Annotated in this window: 21 protein-coding genes, 1 tRNA gene and 1 pseudogene; 9 read left to right on the top strand and 14 right to left on the bottom strand. The window is 54.4% G+C overall.

Annotated features, from left to right (window positions below; genetic code table 11):
- Positions 1 to 315 precede the first annotated feature (315 nt).
- The 3 genes and pseudogenes from FHC51_RS01620 to FHC51_RS01610 all read left to right on the top strand — a co-directional run.
- Positions 316 to 414 (top strand): annotated as a pseudogene (locus FHC51_RS01620) (IS1 family transposase); the annotation flags it as partial.
- Between the two features lie 76 nt (positions 415 to 490).
- On the top strand, positions 491 to 1,417 hold the full coding sequence (locus FHC51_RS01615; protein WP_375373814.1) for an ACP S-malonyltransferase: 927 nt from the start codon (positions 491 to 493) through the stop codon (positions 1,415 to 1,417).
- Positions 1,418 to 1,427: 10 nt separating this feature from the next.
- A complete protein-coding gene (locus FHC51_RS01610; RefSeq protein ID WP_220434769.1) occupies positions 1,428 to 2,429 on the top strand; it encodes a hypothetical protein in 1,002 nt (333 codons plus the stop codon).
- A 108-nt stretch (positions 2,430 to 2,537) separates the two neighbouring features.
- Here FHC51_RS01610 and FHC51_RS01605 read toward each other — a convergent pair.
- Positions 2,538 to 2,613 (bottom strand) — tRNA-Phe (locus FHC51_RS01605).
- Between the two features lie 95 nt (positions 2,614 to 2,708).
- A complete protein-coding gene (locus FHC51_RS01600) occupies positions 2,709 to 3,419 on the bottom strand; it encodes a DUF554 domain-containing protein (RefSeq protein WP_220434768.1) in 711 nt (236 codons plus the stop codon).
- A gap of 398 nt (positions 3,420 to 3,817) precedes the next feature.
- Between FHC51_RS01600 and FHC51_RS01595 the strand changes: the two genes are divergently transcribed.
- Positions 3,818 to 5,953, top strand: coding sequence for an ornithine decarboxylase (locus FHC51_RS01595; RefSeq protein WP_220434767.1), 2,136 nt, complete (start codon positions 3,818 to 3,820; stop codon positions 5,951 to 5,953).
- A gap of 36 nt (positions 5,954 to 5,989) precedes the next feature.
- Here the strand turns inward: FHC51_RS01595 and FHC51_RS01590 are convergent, their stop codons facing one another.
- From FHC51_RS01590 to mutY, 4 genes are all read right to left on the bottom strand, one after another.
- Positions 5,990 to 7,246 (bottom strand): nucleoside permease, encoded by a 1,257-nt coding sequence (locus FHC51_RS01590; protein ID WP_114316813.1) that lies wholly within the window; start codon positions 7,244 to 7,246, stop codon positions 5,990 to 5,992.
- A gap of 236 nt (positions 7,247 to 7,482) precedes the next feature.
- The gene (gene mltC / locus FHC51_RS01585; RefSeq protein ID WP_103822828.1) at positions 7,483 to 8,562 is read right to left on the bottom strand and encodes a membrane-bound lytic murein transglycosylase MltC; all 1,080 of its coding nucleotides are present in this window, start codon (positions 8,560 to 8,562) and stop codon (positions 7,483 to 7,485) included.
- A gap of 102 nt (positions 8,563 to 8,664) precedes the next feature.
- The gene (locus FHC51_RS01580) at positions 8,665 to 8,937 is read right to left on the bottom strand and encodes an oxidative damage protection protein (protein WP_103176936.1); all 273 of its coding nucleotides are present in this window, start codon (positions 8,935 to 8,937) and stop codon (positions 8,665 to 8,667) included.
- Positions 8,938 to 8,962: 25 nt separating this feature from the next.
- Positions 8,963 to 10,015: an A/G-specific adenine glycosylase gene (mutY, locus tag FHC51_RS01575; RefSeq protein WP_220434766.1), complete on the bottom strand. Its 1,053-nt coding sequence runs from the start codon at positions 10,013 to 10,015 to the stop codon at positions 8,963 to 8,965.
- Positions 10,016 to 10,159: 144 nt separating this feature from the next.
- On the opposite strand from mutY, the gene trmB reads away from it, so the two are divergent.
- From trmB to FHC51_RS01560, 3 genes are read left to right on the top strand one after another with little or no spacing between them, the layout of a single operon-like run.
- Positions 10,160 to 10,879, top strand: coding sequence for a tRNA (guanosine(46)-N7)-methyltransferase TrmB (trmB, locus tag FHC51_RS01570; RefSeq protein ID WP_114316815.1), 720 nt, complete (start codon positions 10,160 to 10,162; stop codon positions 10,877 to 10,879).
- Entirely contained in the window at positions 10,879 to 11,205 is a 327-nt protein-coding gene (locus FHC51_RS01565) for a YggL family protein (RefSeq protein ID WP_103822825.1), read from the top strand. Before trmB ends, FHC51_RS01565 begins: the two co-directional genes overlap by 1 nt.
- A 52-nt stretch (positions 11,206 to 11,257) precedes the next feature.
- Complete coding sequence (locus tag FHC51_RS01560; RefSeq protein ID WP_103822824.1) at positions 11,258 to 11,977, top strand: DUF2884 domain-containing protein; 720 nt, start codon at positions 11,258 to 11,260, stop codon at positions 11,975 to 11,977.
- A 43-nt stretch (positions 11,978 to 12,020) separates the two neighbouring features.
- Here FHC51_RS01560 and FHC51_RS01555 read toward each other — a convergent pair whose 3' ends face one another.
- The 8 genes from FHC51_RS01555 to FHC51_RS01520 form a co-directional block, all read right to left on the bottom strand.
- The gene (locus FHC51_RS01555) at positions 12,021 to 13,322 is read right to left on the bottom strand and encodes a TRAP transporter large permease (RefSeq protein ID WP_220434765.1); all 1,302 of its coding nucleotides are present in this window, start codon (positions 13,320 to 13,322) and stop codon (positions 12,021 to 12,023) included.
- On the bottom strand, positions 13,322 to 13,825 hold the full coding sequence (locus FHC51_RS01550) for a TRAP transporter small permease (RefSeq protein WP_220434764.1): 504 nt from the start codon (positions 13,823 to 13,825) through the stop codon (positions 13,322 to 13,324). The genes FHC51_RS01555 and FHC51_RS01550 overlap by 1 nt, the downstream gene beginning before the upstream one ends.
- Positions 13,826 to 13,871: 46 nt before the next feature.
- On the bottom strand, positions 13,872 to 14,861 hold the full coding sequence (locus tag FHC51_RS01545) for a TRAP transporter substrate-binding protein (RefSeq protein ID WP_220434763.1): 990 nt from the start codon (positions 14,859 to 14,861) through the stop codon (positions 13,872 to 13,874).
- 283 nt (positions 14,862 to 15,144) lie between these two features.
- Positions 15,145 to 16,281, bottom strand: coding sequence for a radical SAM family heme chaperone HemW (gene hemW, locus FHC51_RS01540; protein ID WP_220434762.1), 1,137 nt, complete (start codon positions 16,279 to 16,281; stop codon positions 15,145 to 15,147).
- The gene (locus FHC51_RS01535) at positions 16,274 to 16,867 is read right to left on the bottom strand and encodes an XTP/dITP diphosphatase (RefSeq protein WP_220434761.1); all 594 of its coding nucleotides are present in this window, start codon (positions 16,865 to 16,867) and stop codon (positions 16,274 to 16,276) included. The genes hemW and FHC51_RS01535 overlap by 8 nt, the downstream gene beginning before the upstream one ends.
- Positions 16,868 to 16,879: 12 nt before the next feature.
- Entirely contained in the window at positions 16,880 to 17,167 is a 288-nt protein-coding gene (yggU, locus tag FHC51_RS01530) for a DUF167 family protein YggU (RefSeq protein WP_220434760.1), read from the bottom strand.
- Positions 17,164 to 17,730, bottom strand: coding sequence for a YggT family protein (locus FHC51_RS01525; RefSeq protein ID WP_103822820.1), 567 nt, complete (start codon positions 17,728 to 17,730; stop codon positions 17,164 to 17,166). Before FHC51_RS01525 ends, yggU begins: the two co-directional genes overlap by 4 nt.
- A gap of 21 nt (positions 17,731 to 17,751) precedes the next feature.
- Positions 17,752 to 18,453, bottom strand: coding sequence for a YggS family pyridoxal phosphate-dependent enzyme (locus tag FHC51_RS01520; RefSeq protein ID WP_220434759.1), 702 nt, complete (start codon positions 18,451 to 18,453; stop codon positions 17,752 to 17,754).
- A 17-nt stretch (positions 18,454 to 18,470) separates the two neighbouring features.
- Here FHC51_RS01520 and FHC51_RS01515 point away from each other — a divergent pair, with 17 nt between their 5' ends.
- Together FHC51_RS01515 and FHC51_RS01510 are read left to right on the top strand one after the other, a co-directional pair.
- Positions 18,471 to 19,454, top strand: a complete 984-nt coding sequence (locus tag FHC51_RS01515; protein ID WP_220434758.1) for a type IV pilus twitching motility protein PilT — start codon at positions 18,471 to 18,473, stop codon at positions 19,452 to 19,454.
- A gap of 92 nt (positions 19,455 to 19,546) precedes the next feature.
- Positions 19,547 to 20,242: a transcriptional regulator gene (locus FHC51_RS01510; protein WP_103822817.1), complete on the top strand. Its 696-nt coding sequence runs from the start codon at positions 19,547 to 19,549 to the stop codon at positions 20,240 to 20,242.
- Positions 20,243 to 20,265 lie beyond the last annotated feature (23 nt).

The following is a 20,265-nucleotide window of genomic DNA, read 5'->3' as shown; positions in this document are numbered from 1 at the left end:
ATTATGCCGTCAGCATCTTGCTGGCGGTATAATAGCAACGTTCGATGAAGAGTCCGGCTCTTAGAAAGCAAAAACCCGCCTTTTGGGCGGGTTCTTTAAATAGTGGTGCCCGGACCCGGACTAACGCCGCAGGCGTTGAACAGCGCGCTTGCCGCGCTGGCCCCGAAGGGGTGAGCCGCTTGCGGCGAATAATCGAACGTAGTTCGATGAAGAGTCCGGCTCTTAGAAAGCAAAAACCCGCCTTTTGGGCGGGTTCTTTAAATAGTGGTGCCCGGACTCGGAATCGAACCAAGGACACGGGGATTTTCAATCCCCTTGGCAAGGCTGGGACGGAAGTCACTGTCGTTCTCAAAATCGGTGGAGCTGCATGACAAGGTCATCGGGCATTATCTGAACATAAAACACTATCAGTAAGTTGGAGTCATTACCGGTGACACGCTGGGCGTTTATTTAGGTTTTAAATATTATTTATAAGGGAGTGGTTATGGCGATGAATACTCTTTCACAACCTGTGGTGGCCCTTTTTTCAGGGCAGGGTAATCCGGTTATTGGTATGGGGAGTGATGTGTGGGACAAGAGTGTCGCCACGAAGAATATCTGGGATTGCGCCAGCGATATTTCCGGCATGGATTTGCGGCGCCTCTGCCAGAAAGGCCCCATGAATCGACTGGTGCAAACGACAGTGCAACAGTTGGCCGTGACAGCCATCAACGTGACGCTCTATACCCTGTGCCGTGAGCGATATGAAAATATGCACATTGTCGGCTCCTGCGGCCATAGCGTGGGTGAATACAGCGCCCTGTATGCTGCTGGGGCGATCTCGCTGGAAACGCTGTTTCGCACCATTCACTTCCGCGCCAGTACCATGCATGAGGTGAGCACGAAGCAGAAAGGCTCCATGCTGGCGCTGAAAGGGGTGAACTATGCAACCCTGAGCGAGATGATTGCCTCCTCAGGTATCGAACTGGATATCAGCTGTGATAACACGCCTAATCAACAGGTGATCGGCGGAGCGCCTTCTGCGTTAAGTGAATTTGCCAGGACGCTGGCGGACAACGGTCTCGACCCGGTGAAGCTCGGCGTAAGTGGTGCCTGGCACACCCGGTTGATGGCCGACGGCGTGCAGTTAATGCGCGACTTTTTAGCGACTCAGGAATTCCATCCTGCGCAGCATGACGTGCTGATGAACGTAACGGCGCAGGCGACCTCCGACCCGGCGCAGATAAAAGAGAACCTCTCCCTGCATTTAACCCATAGTGTCAAGTGGACCGACAGCATGAAGCATTTTTTAAGCGGCCCGGTTGAAACCGTTTTTCTTGAGATCAGCAACAAAGCCTATCTTGGACAAATGCTTAATGATTTTGCCGGGTTTGATCCTGAGCGCGTTTTGAATTGTAGAAAAGTTCTGGCAATTTAAGAGTATTGATATGATTCCCGATTATTTACGGTTTATTCGTTTTCAGGATAGAATGATTCTGCTGTTTATCTATCTGATTACGTTGATACTGCTGGGTTTTTACTGGAAAAACACGGACTTTACATTTACCCGCGATGATGCATGGGTGGTCAGTGCTATCTTTGCGCTGGTACTCCATAACTTTATTTTCGATCTTAAGGCTTATTGGGCATATAAATGCGTCGTCAAAAACATTGATTTGTCGTTCTTTAAAGATAAGACTAATAAGAAAATTGAGATAGTTATGTTTAAGCCTCTGGTGGCTGTAACGATCTCATTATTCATCTTTGGTGCATTATCCAGCACGCTTTTTTTGTTAACCACTCCAGGCATCGTGTTAATTCTTCTTGCCATGTTTGTCCCGCTGATGATCTGGGGAATGTTTGCTATCATTCGAAATGGCTATGTCAAACAGGTCGCGATTTCTTTTGTGGATAAAGTGAGGTGGAAGAGTCTCACCCGCTATATGCTACCGACCATGTTTATCGGCATTATCATGAACCTGCTGGTAATTGGTCCGCTGCGGCATAGTGAACAATTTGATTTCAACGGCGCTTATTTTACTCTTGAAGCCATTATTACAATGTGCGTTCTGTGTACCATCGTATTTGCGCTCAGTCTATTGTCACTGCTCATTTCAAAAAGATATGTATTTCTGGGGCATCTTTTTTTGAATGAAATTGATTTTACCTTCTCAAAGACGCTCCCCTGGCGTTCGCTTTATGACAAACCACACTGGCTACAGTTGGTGATGCTACTGATTGTTGAAGCTATTTGGGTGACGGTGGTTGCGCTTCTGTTCGCCTTTGCAGAGTGGCAGGTTTGGTTTGAGATTTATTACCTGCTCTGTTATTTGCCGTTTTTCAGCTATTACATAATGCGTTGTTACTGGAAATGGCATAATGACTTTATTATGTCCTGCGATATGTATATCCGTTGGGGCGAGATCAGTAAACAAACCCGGCTGTGGTGATCAACATTATGCCGTCAGCATCTTGCTGGCGGTATAATAGCAACGTTCGATGAAGAGTCCGGCTCTTAGAAAGCAAAAACCCGCCTTTTGGGCGGGTTCTTTAAATAGTGGTGCCCGGACTCGGAATCGAACCAAGGACACGGGGATTTTCAATCCCCTGCTCTACCGACTGAGCTATCCGGGCAACGGGGCGCATTAAACCCGATCTGCCTTCTGCCGTCAACGAAATTTGTTGATTTCGCTACTGACCGCACACTCTGTCGCCACTTTGCTGCAATATCAGGCAAAAAACGCTGTCCATAGGGCAGAGAGCGGCATAGCGAGCACCAGCGCAGGCAGCATATTCACTACTGCAAACATCTTGATACCGCAGATCCGCAGCCCTGTCGCCAGCAGCAGCAGGCCGCCGACGGCGGTAAAGTCAGCCATCATCGCCGGAGTGGTCAGCGGGAGTATCAGCGTGGCGCAGGTTGCAAGTGCAAGCTGGATAAGCAGCATCGGCAAGCAAATCGCGGAAACCGCGATACCCAAAGTGGTTGCAAAAATCGTTGCAGTAAAGAAATCCAGGAAGGATTTAGCGATAAGAATGCTGGGGTCGCCGGTCATCCCTTCGTGCATTGCGCCAAAAATCCCCGTGCCGCTGGCGCAAAACAGAATAATGATGGCGACATAGTTCTGGATATAGGCATCGTGACCACCGCCTTTCTGTTTACCCCGGGCGAGCAGATTTTTTGCTTTGCCGACGGCGTCGTTAATTCCTTTTTCCAGATAACAAAACTCGCCGATCAGCGCCCCAAGCAGCGTTGCCAGCACCATTACCGGCAGGTTGGCGCACTTGATGACCAGCAGAATGCCAATCCCCATAGAGGCAAGGCCGAAGATTGAGGGCATGGAGGAGCGAATACGCTCCGGTAATCGCTGGCTAAGCACGGCGCCAAGTACGCCGCCCAGCAGCACGGCTCCGGCATTAATGAACGGTCCTATAACCACTATGAACTCCTGTTATTTAATCATTGATATTGCATTATTATTACTCTTTTCAGTGAGTAATCGCCAAATTTAATCCCGTTTTCTGCATAATGATTCCTCCTTGCGCCCCCTGGCGAAAGGTGACATTATTGCGCGAATTTTCTCCTCTCAGATACGGGGCCGCCCATGAACAGACTCTCTCTCGCTGCGCGAATGGCTGGCCGTATCGACACATTCTATTCTACGCTCACCATGCGGTGAGGGTAACGCAGGCTCACTGCAGGACAACAGTAAAACCAGACGCGTTCTGTTTTTACTGATGTCTGGCGGTCGGAGCTGAACTCCGGTCAGACACATTCGTTGGGCAGGGGGACTCCCTGTCCAGGGCTTTTTCTCGCCTTGCACGGGTATTTGCGCTTATGAAATCAATGAAAATTGCCGTCAGCCGTGAGCTGGCCTCCGCCTTATCCACGCACCGGGAAGTGGTGACGCTGGATAACACCGATTTTACGGATGTGGCGGCAGTCGTCATTACCGTCGCTGAAAGCCGCAGCGGCATTCTCGCATTGCTGAAACGCACCGGTTTTCATTTACCTGTTTATCTGTTCTCACCAGAGCCGGTAGAAGCGCCTGCGGGTGTCGATGCGGTAATCGACGGCAAGGCACAGGAGTGGTTAGAGCTGGAAGCGGCGGCCTGTCGTTACGAAGAGAACCTGCTGCCGCCGTTTTTCGACACCCTCAGACAGTATGTGGCGATGGACAACAGCACCTTTGCCTGTCCTGGACACCAGCACGGCGCATTCTTTAAGAAGCATCCCGCTGGCCGTCAGTTTTTCGATTTCTTCGGTGAGAATATCTTTCGTGCCGATATGTGCAATGCCGACGTCAAGCTCGGCGATCTGCTGATCCACGAAGGTTCCGCCAAACATGCGCAAAAGTTCGCGGCGAAAGTGTTCAACGCCGACAAGACCTATTTCGTTCTTAATGGTACTTCTGCCGCCAATAAGGTTGTGACCAACGCGCTGCTGACCCGTGGCGATCTGGTGCTGTTTGACCGCAACAACCATAAGTCCAACCATCATGGCGCGCTGATCCAGGCTGGCGCTACACCGGTCTACCTTGAAGCGGCGCGTAACCCGTTTGGTTTTATTGGCGGCATTGATGACCGTTGCTTTGACGAGACGTACCTGCGGGAGCTGATCCGCGAAGTGGCGCCGGAAAAAGCCCGTGAAGCGCGCCCGTTCCGCCTGGCGGTGATCCAGCTCGGCACCTATGACGGCACCATCTATAACGCCCGTCAGGTGATCGACAAGATTGGCCAGCTGTGCGACTACATCCTCTTCGACTCGGCGTGGGTAGGCTATGAGCAGTTTATCCCGATGATGGCCGACAGCTCCCCGCTGCTGCTGGACCTCAACGAGAACGATCCGGGGATCTTTGTCACCCAGTCGGTACATAAACAGCAGGCCGGATTCTCCCAGACCTCGCAGATCCACAAAAAGGACAACCATATCCGCGGTCAGGCGCGTTTCTGCCCGCATAAGCGCCTGAATAATGCCTTTATGCTGCATGCGTCGACTAGCCCGTTCTATCCGCTGTTTGCGGCCCTTGACGTTAACGCCAAAATCCACGAAGGGGAGAGCGGACGGCGGCTGTGGGCCGAATGCGTTGAGATGGGCATCGAGGCGCGCAAGGCGATTATCGCCAACTGCAAGATGATTAAGCCGTTTATCCCGCCGGTGGTGGCCGGGCGTCCGTGGCAGGATCATCCTACCCATGCGATTGCCAGCGAGCTGCGTTTCTTCAGCTTTGAACCGGGGGCGAAATGGCACGGCTTTGAGGGGTATGCCGAAGAGCAGTACTTTGTCGACCCGTGCAAGCTGCTGCTGACCACGCCGGGTATCGATGCGGAAAGCGGGGAGTACACCGACTTTGGCATTCCGGCGACCATTCTGGCGCACTACCTGCGCGAGAAAGGCATTGTTCCGGAGAAGTGCGATCTCAACTCCATTCTCTTCCTGCTCACCCCGGCGGAGAGCGCCGAGAAGATGGCGCAACTGGTGGCGATGTTGGGCCAGTTTGAACAGCACATTGAAGATGACACCCCACTGGCAGATGTCCTGCCAACCATCTGGAACAAATATCCGGTGCGCTACCGCGACTACACGCTGCGTCAGCTTTGCCAGGAGATGCACGATCTGTATGTCAGCTTTGACGTGAAGGATCTGCAAAAGGCGATGTTCCGCAAAGAGAGCCTGCCTACCGTGGCGATGAACCCGCAGGATGCTAACCAGGCCTTTATTCGCGGTGACGTCGAGCTGGTGCGCATCAGCGAAGCCGAAGGGCGTATCGCGGCGGAAGGAGCGTTGCCATACCCGCCAGGAGTGCTGTGCGTGGTGCCGGGCGAACTGTGGGGCGGGGCGGTGCAGCGTTACTTCCTGGCGCTGGAAGAGGGCGTCAATCTGTTACCCGGTTTTTCTCCGGAACTGCAGGGCGTTTACAGCGAAAAGGATGCGGACGGGATTAAACGTTTGTACGGGTATGTTCTGAAGTAAAAAACTCCCCCTCCGCAGGGAGGGGGAGTTCACAGATTAATGTGCGACGGTCTGTACGCCTGTTGGGGTACGAACATGTTTGTACTTAAACAGCACCATGAACGCGAAGGCCAGTACCAGCGAGTAGCCTGCAAAGATCAGCCACACCGGCTGCCAGTCGGTAATACCGTTGGTGGTATACATCTCCACAACCTTACCGCTCACCACGCCGCCGAGAATACAGCCGAAGCCGTTGGTCATCATCAGGAACATACCCTGGGCGCTGGCGCGGATTTCCGGACGTACCTCTTTTTCTACAAACACGGAACCGGAGATGTTGAAGAAGTCGAACGCACAGCCGTAGACAATCATCGACAGCACCAGCAGCACGGTACCGAAGGCTGACGGGTCGCCGTAGGCGAACAGACCAAAGCGCAGCATCCACGCGAAGATACTGATCATCATGACGTTCTTAATACCGTAGCGGCTCAGGAAGAACGGGATGGTCAGAATGAACAGCGTTTCGGAGATCTGCGAAATGGACATCATCACCGACGCGTGTTCAACGATAAAGCTCCCGGAGAACATCGGGTCGTTATCGAAGCTGTGCAGGAAGGTGTTGCCGAACATGTTGGTGATCTGCAGCTCCGCACCCAGCAGCATGGAGAAGATGAAGAAGATCGCCATGCGTTTGTTTTTAAACAGCGCGAATGCGTCCAGGCCAAGCATGGAGCTCCAGCTCTGGTTTTTCTGCTGGTTAGAGACCGGAATGTGCGGCAGGGTCAGGGTGAACAGCACCAGCACGATGGAGAGCGCCGCGCCGATATAGAGCTGCATATGGCTCAGCTCAAAGCCGGAGAAGCTCACCGCCCACATCGCCATAATAAAGCCGATGGTGCCCCAGATACGGATCGGCGGGAAGTCGGTCACGATGTCCAGGCCCGCCGTTTTCAGGCGATAGTAGGAGATGGTGTTCACAAGCCCAAGCGTTGGCATATAGGCCAGCGAGTTAAGCAGGATCACCACAAACATCGCCCCCGGCGTGGTTACGCCCGCGGCCATAAACAGCGTGGCCGCGCCCACCAGATGGCAGAGAGCGTAAAGCCATTTCGCACTGATCCATTTGTCCGCCACGATCCCGAGCAGGGTCGGCATAAATACCGCGGCAATGCCCAGCGAGCTATAGACCGCGCCGATGGAAGCACCATCGAATTTCAGGGTGACAAACATGTAGGAGCCGAGCGTGGTTAGCCAGCTCCCCCACAGACAGAACTGCAGAAACGACAAGATTTTAAGCTGCAGCTTAAGGTTCATGTTACTTTCCTCACAAGAGAGCGGGCTGTATGTTGGTGTAGAAACATTTGGGTTTTGTATTTGATGCAATTCTATCAGCGAGTGGCGTGATGTTTTGTTACCTCCCGCAAAAAAATGCAATCAACATTAATTTGCAGTTTGGATTGTGATGCAAATAACAATTTCTTATGGGGAAGACGGGCGGGGATCGACGGAATCTTTACCCTCTCCACGCAGGAGAGGGTAAAAAAGTCACACTACTTTCTACGATAGCTCTTCTGAGCCGTATTGACCTTGTAGAGGTAGCGGCGGGACTCTGCGGAAGGGTGACGGCTGGTGAGGGTCTGGTAAACATCCCCCGGTGACATACTGTTGATGATGTTTGCCGCCTGGATTTTATCGTTGGAGAAGACGCGCAGCACGCTGCCTGCGCCGCCGTTGTAGGCGGTGATCACCGCATAGCGACGTGAGGTCGGGTTATCAATGCCGCTCAGGTAGACGTTATTCAACATCGCCAGATAGGCGGTGCCGGTGTCGATATTGCTGGCAGGATCAAACAGGTAACTGCGGCTTGGCATACCCGATCTTCCCTGCGAGCGGAACACATCTTTCCCGGCGCTGTGCTGCACAACCTGCATCAGGCCCAGGGCGTCGGAACGGCTCACCGCGTACGGGTTAAAGGAGGATTCGGTCTGCATAATCGCCAGGATCAGCGACTCATCCACACCATATTTACGCGATGCCTGACGGACCATCCCGACATATTTGTGCGCACGTTTATCGAGGTGGTTTGGCACCAGGTTAATGGTCACGCTGTAGATAACGCGCAGGCCGTTGCTGCGGCTTTTCAGGCGCGTCTGCAACAGGTAGTTAGCAAAATTATTAGCACGGCCTTCCCAGCGAATGGACTGGCCGGTTTGATCCACCACCTGGCCATAGAGGAACGGCTCTTTGGAGATAGTGATGTCGTCGGCATCGGAGTAGAGGTCGATAGAGCCCGGATCGTCACCCATCAGCAGGGTTTTCACGATCGCCTCGCGCAAACGCGCCGCAGGATCGGTTCCGGCAATGGTCTCGACGGTAATAGTACCTTCGTCAAAGTTGATGTGGCTGCGGGTCTGGTAAGCGTCGGTATACTTAACGTAGTCCTTTGGTCCTGCGATCAGAACCTCGTTAAATCCCCAGATATTTTCGATGTTATGGGCGAATTGCCCCATCAGAATGTCAAAACCGTTGGTGTCCTTTACCCAGGCTTCGTTATAGCTATCGCCTTTCTTACTGGAGGAACACGAAACAAGTAACGGTGCAACAAGAGCAAGCGCTAAAAATTTTTTCATCATTCCAGGAGTGCGTGTTGTGTTTGTTCTGGGGCTGTTTTCGCCGGGGGGCGCTACGCTTACCCGGCCTACAAACCGTAGACCAGGCAAGGCGGCACGATATTATTTTTCTGGTGGCGTATAGCCTTCGATGTGAACGTCTTTGCCTTCAAACAGGAAATTGACCATCTCCTCTTCAAGCTGCTTGCGGTGTTCAACGTTCATCATGTTGAGCTTGCGCTCGTTAATCAGCATGGTTTGCTTGTGTTGCCACTGCGCCCACGCCTCTTTTGAAATTTCGTTATAGATGCGCTTACCCAGATCGCCCGGATAGAGCTGGAAGTCCTGGCCTTCTGCTTCACGCTGCAGGAAGGTGCAAAAAATTGTTCTGGCCATACTGATTCCTCTTTGTCGCCCGGAGCTAAACCGGTGCCCCGACACGTAATTGCTGTAACAGGCGCTCTACGGGAGCCGCGAGCCCCACTGACGGCGGTTGCGCTAAGTTATACCAGAGAGCGGTGCCTTCATCCATGCACGCCGTGAATGAGGACACAGGAAGCCACATTGGAACAATATCCAGATGGAAGTGGCTGAAGGTATGGCGAAACGCGTTGAGCTGCACAAGAGTATCGGCAGGGATGCCGCGTTGCGCCAGCCAGTCGCGAAGACGCTCCTCATCCTCAAACTGCGGGAAGCAGAAGAGACCGCCCCATAAACCGCTTGGCGGACGCTGGGTGAGCCAGACGGTCTCCTCGTGCTGCATCAGCAGAAAATAGCCGGTACGCTCTGGTAAGGTCTGCTTCGGCTTTTTACCGGGATAGTGCGCCCACGACTGGTTAGCATAGGCGACGCACAGATTATTCAGCGGGCAGAGTTCGCATTTCGGTTTCGAGCGGGTACAGACCATCGCGCCCATATCCATCATCGCCTGGTTAAAGCGTTCAACGCCGTGAGCGGGAGTGACCGCTTCACTGATCTCCCACAGGCGCTTCTCCACCTCTTTCTTGCCCGGCCAGCCACCGACGGCGTAGCAGCGCGCCAGCACGCGCTTCACGTTGCCGTCGAGAATCGGGAAGTGTTTACCCAGCGAGAGAGAAAGGATGGCTCCGGCAGTGGAGCGCCCCACGCCCGGCAGGGCGGCCACTTCATCGAAGGTTTCCGGGAAGGTACCACCGTGCAGCGACACCACCTGCTGGGCGGCTTTATGCAGATTGCGGGCGCGGGCGTAATAGCCGAGCCCGGTCCACAGATGCAGCACTTCATCCAGCGGGGCGTTAGCCAGATCGGTTACCGTTGGAAAACGCGCCATAAAGCGTTCAAAGTAAGGGATAACCGTCGCGACCTGCGTTTGTTGCAACATCACCTCTGAGAGCCATACTTTGTACGGTGTTTTTTCAATTTGCCAGGGGAGGGTTTTACGCCCGTATTTGTCGTACCAGTCCAGCACCTGGGCTGAAAATTGAGAGGCTTGCATGGTCTTCGCTTTGCGGTATCAGGGAGGCAGATTGCAGCACAGAGGCATGCGGCTGTAAACCGGATCTTTCCCATGCTTGCATCCGGTCATTAACTTTGGATAATGCCCGTTTCCCGAACATTCTCACAAGCAGACTACTCTTTTATGAAAAACGACGTCATATCACCGGAATTTGATGAAAACGGCCGCCCGCTGCGCCGTATTCGCAGCTTTGTCCGCCGTCAGGGGCGCCTGACCAAAGGGCAGCAGCACGCGCTGGATAACTACTGGCCGGTGATGGGCGTTGAGTTCACCGAACAGCCGCTCGACTTTGTGGCGCTGTTTGGCCGCGACGCACCGGTCACACTGGAGATTGGTTTCGGCATGGGCGCTTCGCTGGTGACCATGGCAAAAGCGCGCCCGGAGCAGAACTTCCTCGGCATTGAAGTCCATTCCCCGGGCGTCGGTGCGTGTCTGGCGACAGCCCATGAAGAGGGCGTTGAGAACCTGCGCGTGATGTGTCACGACGCGGTAGAAGTGCTGCACAAGATGATTCCTGACAATTCTCTGAGCATGGTTCAGCTCTTTTTCCCTGACCCGTGGCACAAAGCACGTCATAATAAACGCCGTATCGTTCAGGCGCCGTTTGCTGAACTTCTCAGAAGCAAACTGAAGCTGGGTGGTGTTTTCCATATGGCAACCGACTGGGAACAGTATGCGGAACATATGCTGGAAGTGATGTCGGCGCTTGACGGGTATAAAAACCAGTCTGCGAGCAATGACTATGTACCGCGTCCTGAATCGCGTCCGGTAACCAAATTTGAACAGCGTGGCCATCGTCTTGGTCACGGCGTATGGGACTTAATGTTCGAGAGGGTGAAATAATGGCAAAGAACCGTAGCCGTCGTCTGCGTAAGAAAATGCACATCGAAGAGTTCCAGGAGGTGGGTTTTTCGGTTGCATGGCGTTTCCCGGAAGGCACCAGCGTAGAAAAAATTGATGAAGATGTCGATGCTTTCATCAATGAAGTTATCGAGCCGAACAAGCTGGCGTTTGACGGCAGCGGCTACCTGGCGTGGGAAGGTTTGATCTGCAAACAAGAGATCGGCAAGTGTACCGAAGAAGATCAGGCCATTGTGCGTAAGTGGCTGGAAGACCACAAATTCGAAGAGGTGCGCATCAGCGAACTTTTCGACATTTGGTGGGACTAATAGAGCATCAGGGGCCAGCAATTGCTGGCCCATTTTGTATGAGGGAGAATATATGATGCGCAAAACGCTGCTCGCCGCGGCCTTAATGACCACGGCACTCACCGCTCACGCAGAGTACAAATGTGAAGTCACGCCGCGTGACGACGTGATCCTGAGCCCGCAAACCGTGCAGGTAAAAGGTGAGAACGGCAATCTGGTGATCACCCCGGATGGCAACGTCATGTTTAACGGCAAGCAGTACACGCTGAGCGCAGCCCAACGTGAACAGGCAAAAGACTATCAGGCCGATCTGCGCAGCGCGCTGCCGTGGATTGATGAAGGCGCTCTGACCCGCGTCGAAAAAGGCCGTGTCGCGCTGGATAGGATCATCGCTAAAGAGGCAGGGGAGAGCAGCAATATGCGCTCGCGCCTCACCAAACTGGATGCGCAGTTAAAAGAGCAAATGAACCGCATTATTGAGCATCGCACCGATGGCTTGACGTTCCACTATAAAGCGATCGATCAGGTGCGCGCCGACGGTCAGCAGCTGGTGAACCAGGCGATGGGCGGCATCCTGCAGGACAGCATTAACGAGATGGGCGCCAAAGCGGTACTGAAAGGCGGCGGCAACCCGCTGCAGGGTGTGCTGGGTAGCCTGGGCGGCCTGCAAACGGCCATCCAGAACGAGTGGAAAAACCAGGAAGCGGATTTCAAGGCATTCGGCAAAGACGTGTGTCAGCGCGTTGTCTCGCTGGAAGAGAGCCGCAAGGCGCTGGTGGGCGGGCTGAAGTAACGCTATTGAACCAGCAAAGGGGGACGCCCTTTGCTGGTCTGCATCACATTAAGCCCAGCAGTTCAGGAAGAAACAACGAAATTGCAGGGATGTAGGTAATCAGCATCAGCGCGGTTATCAGGGCTAAGTAGAACGGCAGTAGAGGTTTAATCAACTGCTGGATCTTAACTCCGGAAATAGAGCAGCCGACAAATAATGCGCTGCCCACCGGCGGCGTCAGCAGGCCGATACAGAGATTGGCCACCATCATAATGCCGAAATGCACCGGATCCATCCCCAGCTCCTGAGCAATAGGCAGGAAAATAGGGGTAAAGATCAACACCGCGGGGGTCATATCCATAAAGATCCCGACGATCAGCAGCACGATATTAATCAGCAGCAGAATAACCAACGGATTATCAGAGATCCCCATCAGCGTATCGCTGATCAAATAGGGAATGTCTGCGTTGGTCATTGCCCAGGACATCCCCACGGAAAAGCCGATCAGCAGCAAGACGATGGAGGTCATGACCACCGACTCCAGAATCAGCCTGGGTAACTCCCGCCCCTTCACCTCCCGGTAAATCAGCACCGACAGAATAAAGGTGTAAACCACGGCGATGGCCGATGCCTCCGTGGCAGTAAAAATACCGCCCAGAATGCCGCCCATAACGATGATGACCAGCAGCAGGCTTGGCATCGCGTCAAAAAAGGCCTTTATCGCCTGGGCGCGGGTGGGGCGCTCAGCGAGTGGATAAGCGCGGCGTTTAGCAATGACGGCGCAGACGATCATAATCGCCAGCCCCATCAGAAGACCCGGCAGGTAGCCCGCCATAAACAGTGAGGCTATCGAGACGCCGCCCGCGGTAAGGGAGAAGACGATCAGCACGTTGGAAGGGGGAATGAGCAGGCCCGTGATGCAGGATGTGACGTTTACCGCCGTGGTGAAGGTGGGGTCGTAACCCTGCTTTGTCTGGATGGGGTGAAGCGTTCCGCCAACGGCGGCCGCGGCGGCTACCGCGGAACCAGATATGGAGCCAAACATCATATTCGCCATCACGTTCACGTGACCTAGCGAGCCGGGAACCCGGCCAACCATCACCTGGGCCAGATTAATCAACCGTATGGCGATCCCGCCGCTGTTCATTAGCGTGCCCGCAAAGATAAAAAACGGGATCGCCAGCAGCGAAAAATTATCCAGGCCGTTCGCCAGACGTTGGGACACCGTGACGATGGCGATCTCCCACGGGAACATCAGCAGCATGGAGGCCACCGTAGCGATACCAATCGAAAAAGAGATCGGGACGCCAATGAAAACCAACACAAAAAAGCTGCCAAACAGCGTGAGCGCTACTGCGTTTTCCATTATAACGCCTCCACGTTTGCGGTTTTCAGCGCCAGCAGGCTCTGGCACATAAAATTCAGGGCATAAAACATGATCACCAGGCCGCTCAGCGGAAGGATAAGATAGACGTAACCCATGGGGATCTGCATGACCGCAGAGACCTGGGCCGTCTCAAGGGTTTTACCGATAAGCCGGATGCCTCCCGTCACGATGACCAGCCCGGCAAAAATAAAGATCATCAGGTTGACCAGCAGGCTCAACAGCACCTGCTTAGGCCGACTCAGGGAGAGGGCGAGAAGGTCGATAGAGAGGTGTCGCTGGGCGCCCACGCTGTAAGCCGCACCGAGCAACCCCACCCAAATCATTAAGAAGCGTGCCAGCTCATCGGTCAGGGTGCTGGGTTGGTTAAGGACGTAGCGACTCACAACCTGCCACACCACACAGATAACCAGCGCGATCATCACCAGCACGCAAAAAGCGGCAATGACGCGGTCTACCGCAGCCTTAAGGCGGTTAAATATCATGGTGAATATCCCGTTGAAAAAGGGCCTGATCCGGCCCTTAGAAAAATTATTGCGGTACCGCGTTTTCAAACTTCGCTAACAGGGCAGCTTGTTTGGGATCTTTTTTGAAATCATCAAACAGCGGCTGAACCGCGGCGCGGAAGGGGGCTTTATCAACTTTGATAATCTCACCACCCATCGCTTTTGCCTGGGCACGGGTTTGCGCATCAATCTCATCCCACAGTTTTTGCTGATAAACCTGCGAGTTGCTGGCGGCGGTTGCCAGGATCTGCTGCTGCGCCGGGGTCAGAGCGTCCCAGGTTTTGGTGGCGATAACCAGAAAGTCCGGTATTGAGGCGTGTTCATCCTCAGAAAAGACCTTCGCGATTTCAATGTGGCGAGTTTGCACCCATGACGGCACATTATTTTCCGCCCCATCAACCACCCCTTGTTGCATGGCGGTATAGACTTCGCCGAAGGAGACCGGCGTTGGCGAGCCACCCATAAGTTCAATCATTTTTATCGTGGTGGGGCTTGGCTGAACGCGAATTTTAAGCCCTTTCAGATCGTCTGGTTTGGTAATGGGCTTTTTAGCATAAAAGCTACGGGTACCAGCAACGTAAGCGGATAACGCAAAAAAGCCTCTCTCTTTGGTCGACGCCATAATTTCTTTGCCGATGTCGCCAAATACGACGGTATTAAAATGGGCCTGATCGCGAAATAAGAAAGGTAAATTATAAATGGCATAAATATTATCAAAGGATTCTAAATCACTGGCTGAGCCTTTTGTCATATCCAGCGCGCCATTTTGTAAAAGCTCCATGGTTTCGCGGGCATTGCCCATTTGGCTGCTGGGATAGATCCGTATGGTCATGGTGCCATCAGAGAGCGTTTTAACATCTTTCGCCATGGCTTCGAACGCCCGGTGGACAACGTGGCTACGTTCAAGGTTATGCGCCAGTTTTAGGGTGACTTTGTCCGCTGCGCTGGCAGCAGTAGCGAATAACGTAATTGAAAGTGCCGATAATAATAAACGTAAATACGAACGAGTTTTCATTATTAAGCTCCATGCTAAAAGGTCGTTATCACTAATTCCATTACGCGTTACTTTTATTTGTATGACAGATTAACAAAGTTGTCGTACATGTGTCGCAATAGTAATCGTAATTTCCGCATGGAGTAGGGGTTTATTATTAAAATGTGCGCTGGATTAGATAAATAGACGGAGGGGAATTTATGATTCAGCCAAAATTATATGGTCTACTTTATTTGTTATTAAAAACCCGTAATGTTTATTCGGTTTTAACGATATAAAAATGCGCCCGGAGGCGCATCAGGCATTATTCTGCGAGGAACAGCTCAAGAAGGGAGTTCAGGAACAATTTCCCCTGCTGGGTGATTTGCCAGTACTGATCGCATTCGGTCAGGTAACCTTTAGCGATGGCCTCATTCAGTTGAGGGCGAATTACCGCTTCAGGCAAGCCGGTATACAACGTAAACTCCGCGCGCGGTGCGGCTTCCAGCAGGCGGAAGCGGTTCATAAAGAACTCAAACGGCTTATCGTCGGCTTCAACATCATGGCTGCGTTCAAGATAGCGTCCTTCCATATAGCCACGCGGATGGCGCGTTTTAGCCGTGCGCAGAATCCGTCCGTCCGGGAAGGTCACTTTGCCGTGGGCGCCACAGCCAATGCCCAGGTAGTCGCCAAAACGCCAGTAGTTCAGGTTGTGCTGACACTGGTAGCCAGGTTTTGCGTAGGCCGAGGTTTCGTACTGCTGATACCCGGCGGCGGTCAAAAGCCTGTGGCCCTGTTCGAAAATATCCCACAGCGCGTCATCATCAGGCAGCACCGGTGGGCGTGAACCAAACAGCGTGTTCGGCTCAATGGTCAGCTGATACCAAGAGAGGTGCGGCGGGTTCAGCTCAATGGCCTGGCGCAGATCGTCCAGCGCTTCCTCCAGGGACTGATCCGGCAGGCCGTGCATCAGGTCGAGGTTAAAGCTGCGCAACCCCAGCCCGGTCGCCAGGTGAGCGGCGCGCTTTGCTTCATCCGGGCCATGAATACGTCCCAGACGCGTTAACTTTGACGCGCTAAAGCTCTGCACGCCAATGGAGATACGGTTCACCCCGGCGCGCTGATACTCCACAAAACGGTCGGCCTCAACGGTTCCCGGGTTGGCCTCCATGGTAATCTCTGCATCCGCTGCCAGATTAAGACGCGCACACACGCCATCCAGCAGCGTCTGCATCGCCGGGCCTGAGAGCAGGCTCGGCGTACCGCCACCGATAAAAATGGTCTTTACTTCACGTCCCTGCGCGTAAGGTACGTCGGCGTCCAGATCGGCAAGCAGATGCTGAACGTAATCGTCATGGGGCACTTCGCCTTTTAGCGCATGCGAGTTGAAATCGCAGTACGGGCATTTCTGCACGCACCACGGGATGTGAATATAAAGACTCAATGGTGGCAAATTAGCCATTACGTAATGCTTCCAGTAACAGTTTCAGGGCGCGTCCACGATGAGAAATCGCGCTTTTTTCTTCGCGGGTCAGTTCCGCAGCGGTTTTGCCCTCGCTCGGGACAAAGAAGATCGGATCGTAGCCAAAGCCGCCATTGCCTGCCGCTTCGCGGGCGATCACGCCCGACCAGCTGCCGTGGCAGACCAGCGGCGTTGGGTCTTCAGCGTGACGCATATAGACCAGCACGCAGTGGAACTGCGCGTTGCGCTGCTCATCCGGTACATCCTTGAGGGTTTCCAGCAGCTTTTCGAGGTTCTGCTGGTCGCTGGCATCGACGCCGGAGTAGCGGGCGGAGTAAATTCCTGGCGCGCCGCCAAGGGCATCTACCGCCAGGCCAGAGTCATCGGCAATGGCCGGTAAGCCGGTGATCTGTGCAGCATGGCGCGCCTTCAGAATGGCGTTTTCAATAAAGGTCAGGCCGGTCTCTTCCGCAGAGTCCACGCCCAGTTCGGTCTGGGCTACCACATCCAGACCAAAATCATTTAACAGCGAGGCCAGCTCGCGCACTTTACCGGCGTTACCGGTAGCGAGAACAACTTTTTGCATCTGTTAATCCTGTTATATCAGAGCCGCGACTTCCGTCGGGATTTGTTGCGGATTTAGAATTTTGACCTGCTTGTGACGGCCCAGTTCACCTTTCTCGATCAGCACTTGGCTTTTCGCAACGCGAAACTGCTTCGCCAGATACTTCACCAGATGGGTATTGGCCTGGCCATCCACAGGAGGGGCGGTGATGGCGACTTTCACTTCGTCGCCATGCAGTCCGATAATCGTATCGCGGCTGGCTTTCGGCTGAATATACAGCCGTAAAACCAGCCCATCGGCGCAGGTGCTGACAGCACTCATAACGCCATCCACAGCCCCGGCAGCAACATATTGCCTGTGGACTGCAGCAGTTCAGCGATACCCATGTTGATCACGTACAGCAGCAGTACGAGGATCATCGGGGAGAAGTCAATTCCACCCATGGCTGGCAGCAGATTACGAATCGGGCGCAGCAGCGGGTCGGCAAGCTGAATCAGGGCATACTCTACCGGGCTACGGCCCTGGCTTACCCAGCTCATGATCGCCATCAGCAGCAGAACCCAGAAAATCAACAGGCCGATCGTTTTTATCAGGATCAACACCGCCGCGATCCAGATGATCGGCTGGAAGGTGATGACCATAAACAACACGATCGCTTTCACCACGCACAGGATCAGCGCAACCAGCAGGGAGGCGCTGTCAATCGGGCCCATCGGCGGGATCACCCGGCGCAGCGGTCCGACAATCGGTTGGGTCACTTTCACGACAAACTGTGAGAAGGGGTTGTAAAAATCACAACGGGCCCACTGCATCCAGACGCGTAACAAAAGCACCATCGTATACAGTTCAATGACCGTTGAGAGCAGGAAGGTCAACGTCTTCATGGCGTTCCTCAGGTTTCCTTATTATTGGGTGTAATCGCGCGCGCCGAAAATTGCTGTCCCGATGCGCACCATGGTGCTGCCAGCCGCAATCGCGGCGGCCATATCGTCCGTCATGCCCAGTGAAAGCGTGTCGACCGTTGGGTAGCGCGTTTTAAGCGCCTCAAATGCTACAGCCATTTGCCGGGCTACGGCAAACTGCCTGACGTAATCTGTTTCAGGGGCCGGGATCGCCATTAACCCGCGCAGGCGAAGGCCGGGCAGAGCGGCAACCTGTTCCGCCAGCAGATCCAGGGCATCCAGCGCAATACCGGATTTACTGTTTTCATCGCTAATGTTGATTTGAATCAGCACGTTAAGCGGCGGCATCTCGGCCGGGCGCTGCTCGCTCAGACGGGTGGCGATGCGCAGACGATCGACGGTATGACACCAGTCGAAATGCTCCGCCACCAGCCGGCTTTTGTTCGACTGCAGTGGTCCGATAAAGTGCCACTGCAGATCCGCGGTGCCCTTTTCCCGGAAATGGCGGATTTTTTCCACCCCTTCCTGCACGTAGTTTTCACCGAACATGCGCTGGCCTGCATCAATCGCTTCTGCGATGGCGCTCGCAGGCTTGGTTTTACTGACTGCAAGCAACGTAACTTCTTCTGAAGCACGGCCGCAACCTGTTGCCGCGGCTGAGATTTTGTCCCTGACCTGTGCCAGGTTATGCGCAATGTCGTTCATTTTCCGGGGATCATTAAATGGATATGGAAGAAATTGTGGCCCTTAGTGTAAAGCATAACGTCTCGGATCTACACCTGTGCAGTAACGCGCCACCCCGCTGGCGGCGGCGAGGGAAAATGGAATTGGCCCCCTTTCCGGGGCCGGAGGTCGCGATGCTGCTGAAAAGCTGGCTTAGCGACGAGCAGCAGGGGGCATGGTGCGCCCAGGGACAGGTGGATTTTGCCGTTACGCTTGCGAGCAAGCAGCGACTGCGGGCCAGTGCCTTTGCACATATGCAGGGGTGTTCCCTGGCGCTCCGCCTGCTTCCAGACGAATGCCCGCAGTTGCATACACTGGGAGCGCCGCGGGCGATACCTGAACTGCTGGCAAATGATAACGGCCTGATACTGGTGACCGGGGCGACAGGCAGCGGTAAATCCACCACGCTTGCAGCGATGGTCGATTTTCTCAATCACCATAGCGACGGGCATATCCTGACGCTTGAAGATCCGGTGGAATTTATCCATCAGAGCAAGCGTTGCCTGATTCAGCAGCGGGAGATTGGCCTGCATTGCCTCTCCTTTTCCGACGCGCTGCGGGCAGCATTACGTGAAGATCCCGATGTGATCCTGCTGGGCGAACTGCGTGACAGCGAGACAATCCGCCTTGCGCTTACCGCCGCCGAGACCGGGCATCTGGTGCTGGCGACGCTTCACACCCGGGGCGCCGCCCAGGCGGTGGAGAGGCTGGTGGATGCCTTTCCCGCGCAGGAAAAAGAGCCGGTACGTAAACAGCTGGCAGGCAGCCTGCGGGCCGTGCTGGCGCAAAAACTCGAAAGGGATAACCAGCAGGGGCGCGTCGCGCTGTTCGAGCTCCTGGTTAATACCCCAGCGGCGGCCAATTTGATCCGTGAAGGCAAAACCTATCAACTGCCCGGCGTGATCCAGACCGGGCAGCAGGCTGGCATGCAAAACTTCGAGCAGAGCCTGGCTGAGCGCAGGGCGCAGGGGCGATTGTCATGAGCCTGCGCCAGCAGAGAATGCCTCTCATGGCCTTGTTTCCTGCGGTATGAGCGCTAAAATCGAGTTTCTGATTGCACTGATTGAAAGCGGCTATGTCATCACAACCGAACCAAAGTCTTATCGACGGCATTCGCTGTCTGCAATATCTGGTTTCCAGCGGCCGTGCTATCGGTTGCCGTGAACTCGCACGACTGATGGGGATCAACACCACCCGGGTGAACCGTTTGCTGATGACCATGGCCTCTATTGGCCTGACCATGCAGGACGAGCACCGCCGCTACCTGCCAGGCCCCGGTATTCATGCCCTGGCGGCGCAGTCTATCCGTGGCTCGGAGCTGTTCTCCCGCGCCTTGCCCCGGCTGGAGCGCCATGCGCCACGCGATATCGTGGTGGCTTTGGGGGTGCTGTGGGAGGATCAGGTCATCTATATCTGGCACGCCGTTCCCGGCAGCCAGGCCAGCCAGGCGCTGGCTGGATTCCATATGCTCCCCGCCTGGCAATCGGTGATTGGCATGTCGCTGCTGGCGAGCGAACCGGATGACGCGCTGATCCCCCGCTTTACGCCCGAGCAGTGGCAAAACCTCGCCCCGCATGTGGCCCAGCAGCGTGAGCAGGGACGTGTGATCTGGCATCACGACGACGGTGAAGTGTCGATGGCGGTACCCGTAGGAGCGCATCATGCCGCGCTGGCGTTTGCCGGTATGTGGAATATTGACGATGAGAGCGTCCGCTCACGTCTTGATGAGCTGACTGCGCTCAACGCCACGCTGTTGGCGGACCAGGAATGAATTGCCCGGATTGCCGGGCAAAG

Source organism: Leclercia sp. EC_58 (assembly GCF_019584355.1).
Taxonomy (GTDB): Bacteria; Pseudomonadota; Gammaproteobacteria; order Enterobacterales; family Enterobacteriaceae; genus Enterobacter.
Note: the sequence above shows the minus strand (reverse complement) of the source record. Positions and strands in the feature narration are given on the sequence as shown.

Bases quoted from the DNA above. Each gene is read 5' to 3' on its own strand.
- FHC51_RS01615 (WP_375373814.1), top strand. From the start codon at position 491: ATGAATACTCTTTCACAACCTGTGGTGGCCCTTTTTTCAGGGCAGGGT.
- FHC51_RS01610 (WP_220434769.1), top strand. From the start codon at position 1,428: ATGATTCCCGATTATTTACGGTTTATTCGTTTTCAGGATAGAATGATT.
- FHC51_RS01595 (WP_220434767.1), top strand. From the start codon at position 3,818: ATGAAATCAATGAAAATTGCCGTCAGCCGTGAGCTGGCCTCCGCCTTA.
- FHC51_RS01590 (WP_114316813.1), bottom strand. From the start codon at position 7,246: ATGAACCTTAAGCTGCAGCTTAAAATCTTGTCGTTTCTGCAGTTCTGT.
- mltC (WP_103822828.1), bottom strand. From the start codon at position 8,562: ATGAAAAAATTTTTAGCGCTTGCTCTTGTTGCACCGTTACTTGTTTCG.
- FHC51_RS01580 (WP_103176936.1), bottom strand. From the start codon at position 8,937: ATGGCCAGAACAATTTTTTGCACCTTCCTGCAGCGTGAAGCAGAAGGC.
- mutY (WP_220434766.1), bottom strand. From the start codon at position 10,015: ATGCAAGCCTCTCAATTTTCAGCCCAGGTGCTGGACTGGTACGACAAA.
- trmB (WP_114316815.1), top strand. From the start codon at position 10,160: ATGAAAAACGACGTCATATCACCGGAATTTGATGAAAACGGCCGCCCG.
- FHC51_RS01565 (WP_103822825.1), top strand. From the start codon at position 10,879: ATGGCAAAGAACCGTAGCCGTCGTCTGCGTAAGAAAATGCACATCGAA.
- FHC51_RS01560 (WP_103822824.1), top strand. From the start codon at position 11,258: ATGATGCGCAAAACGCTGCTCGCCGCGGCCTTAATGACCACGGCACTC.
- FHC51_RS01555 (WP_220434765.1), bottom strand. From the start codon at position 13,322: ATGGAAAACGCAGTAGCGCTCACGCTGTTTGGCAGCTTTTTTGTGTTG.
- FHC51_RS01550 (WP_220434764.1), bottom strand. From the start codon at position 13,825: ATGATATTTAACCGCCTTAAGGCTGCGGTAGACCGCGTCATTGCCGCT.
- FHC51_RS01545 (WP_220434763.1), bottom strand. From the start codon at position 14,861: ATGAAAACTCGTTCGTATTTACGTTTATTATTATCGGCACTTTCAATT.
- hemW (WP_220434762.1), bottom strand. From the start codon at position 16,281: ATGGCTAATTTGCCACCATTGAGTCTTTATATTCACATCCCGTGGTGC.
- FHC51_RS01535 (WP_220434761.1), bottom strand. From the start codon at position 16,867: ATGCAAAAAGTTGTTCTCGCTACCGGTAACGCCGGTAAAGTGCGCGAG.
- yggU (WP_220434760.1), bottom strand. From the start codon at position 17,167: ATGAGTGCTGTCAGCACCTGCGCCGATGGGCTGGTTTTACGGCTGTAT.
- FHC51_RS01525 (WP_103822820.1), bottom strand. From the start codon at position 17,730: ATGAAGACGTTGACCTTCCTGCTCTCAACGGTCATTGAACTGTATACG.
- FHC51_RS01520 (WP_220434759.1), bottom strand. From the start codon at position 18,453: ATGAACGACATTGCGCATAACCTGGCACAGGTCAGGGACAAAATCTCA.
- FHC51_RS01515 (WP_220434758.1), top strand. From the start codon at position 18,471: ATGGATATGGAAGAAATTGTGGCCCTTAGTGTAAAGCATAACGTCTCG.
- FHC51_RS01510 (WP_103822817.1), top strand. From the start codon at position 19,547: ATGTCATCACAACCGAACCAAAGTCTTATCGACGGCATTCGCTGTCTG.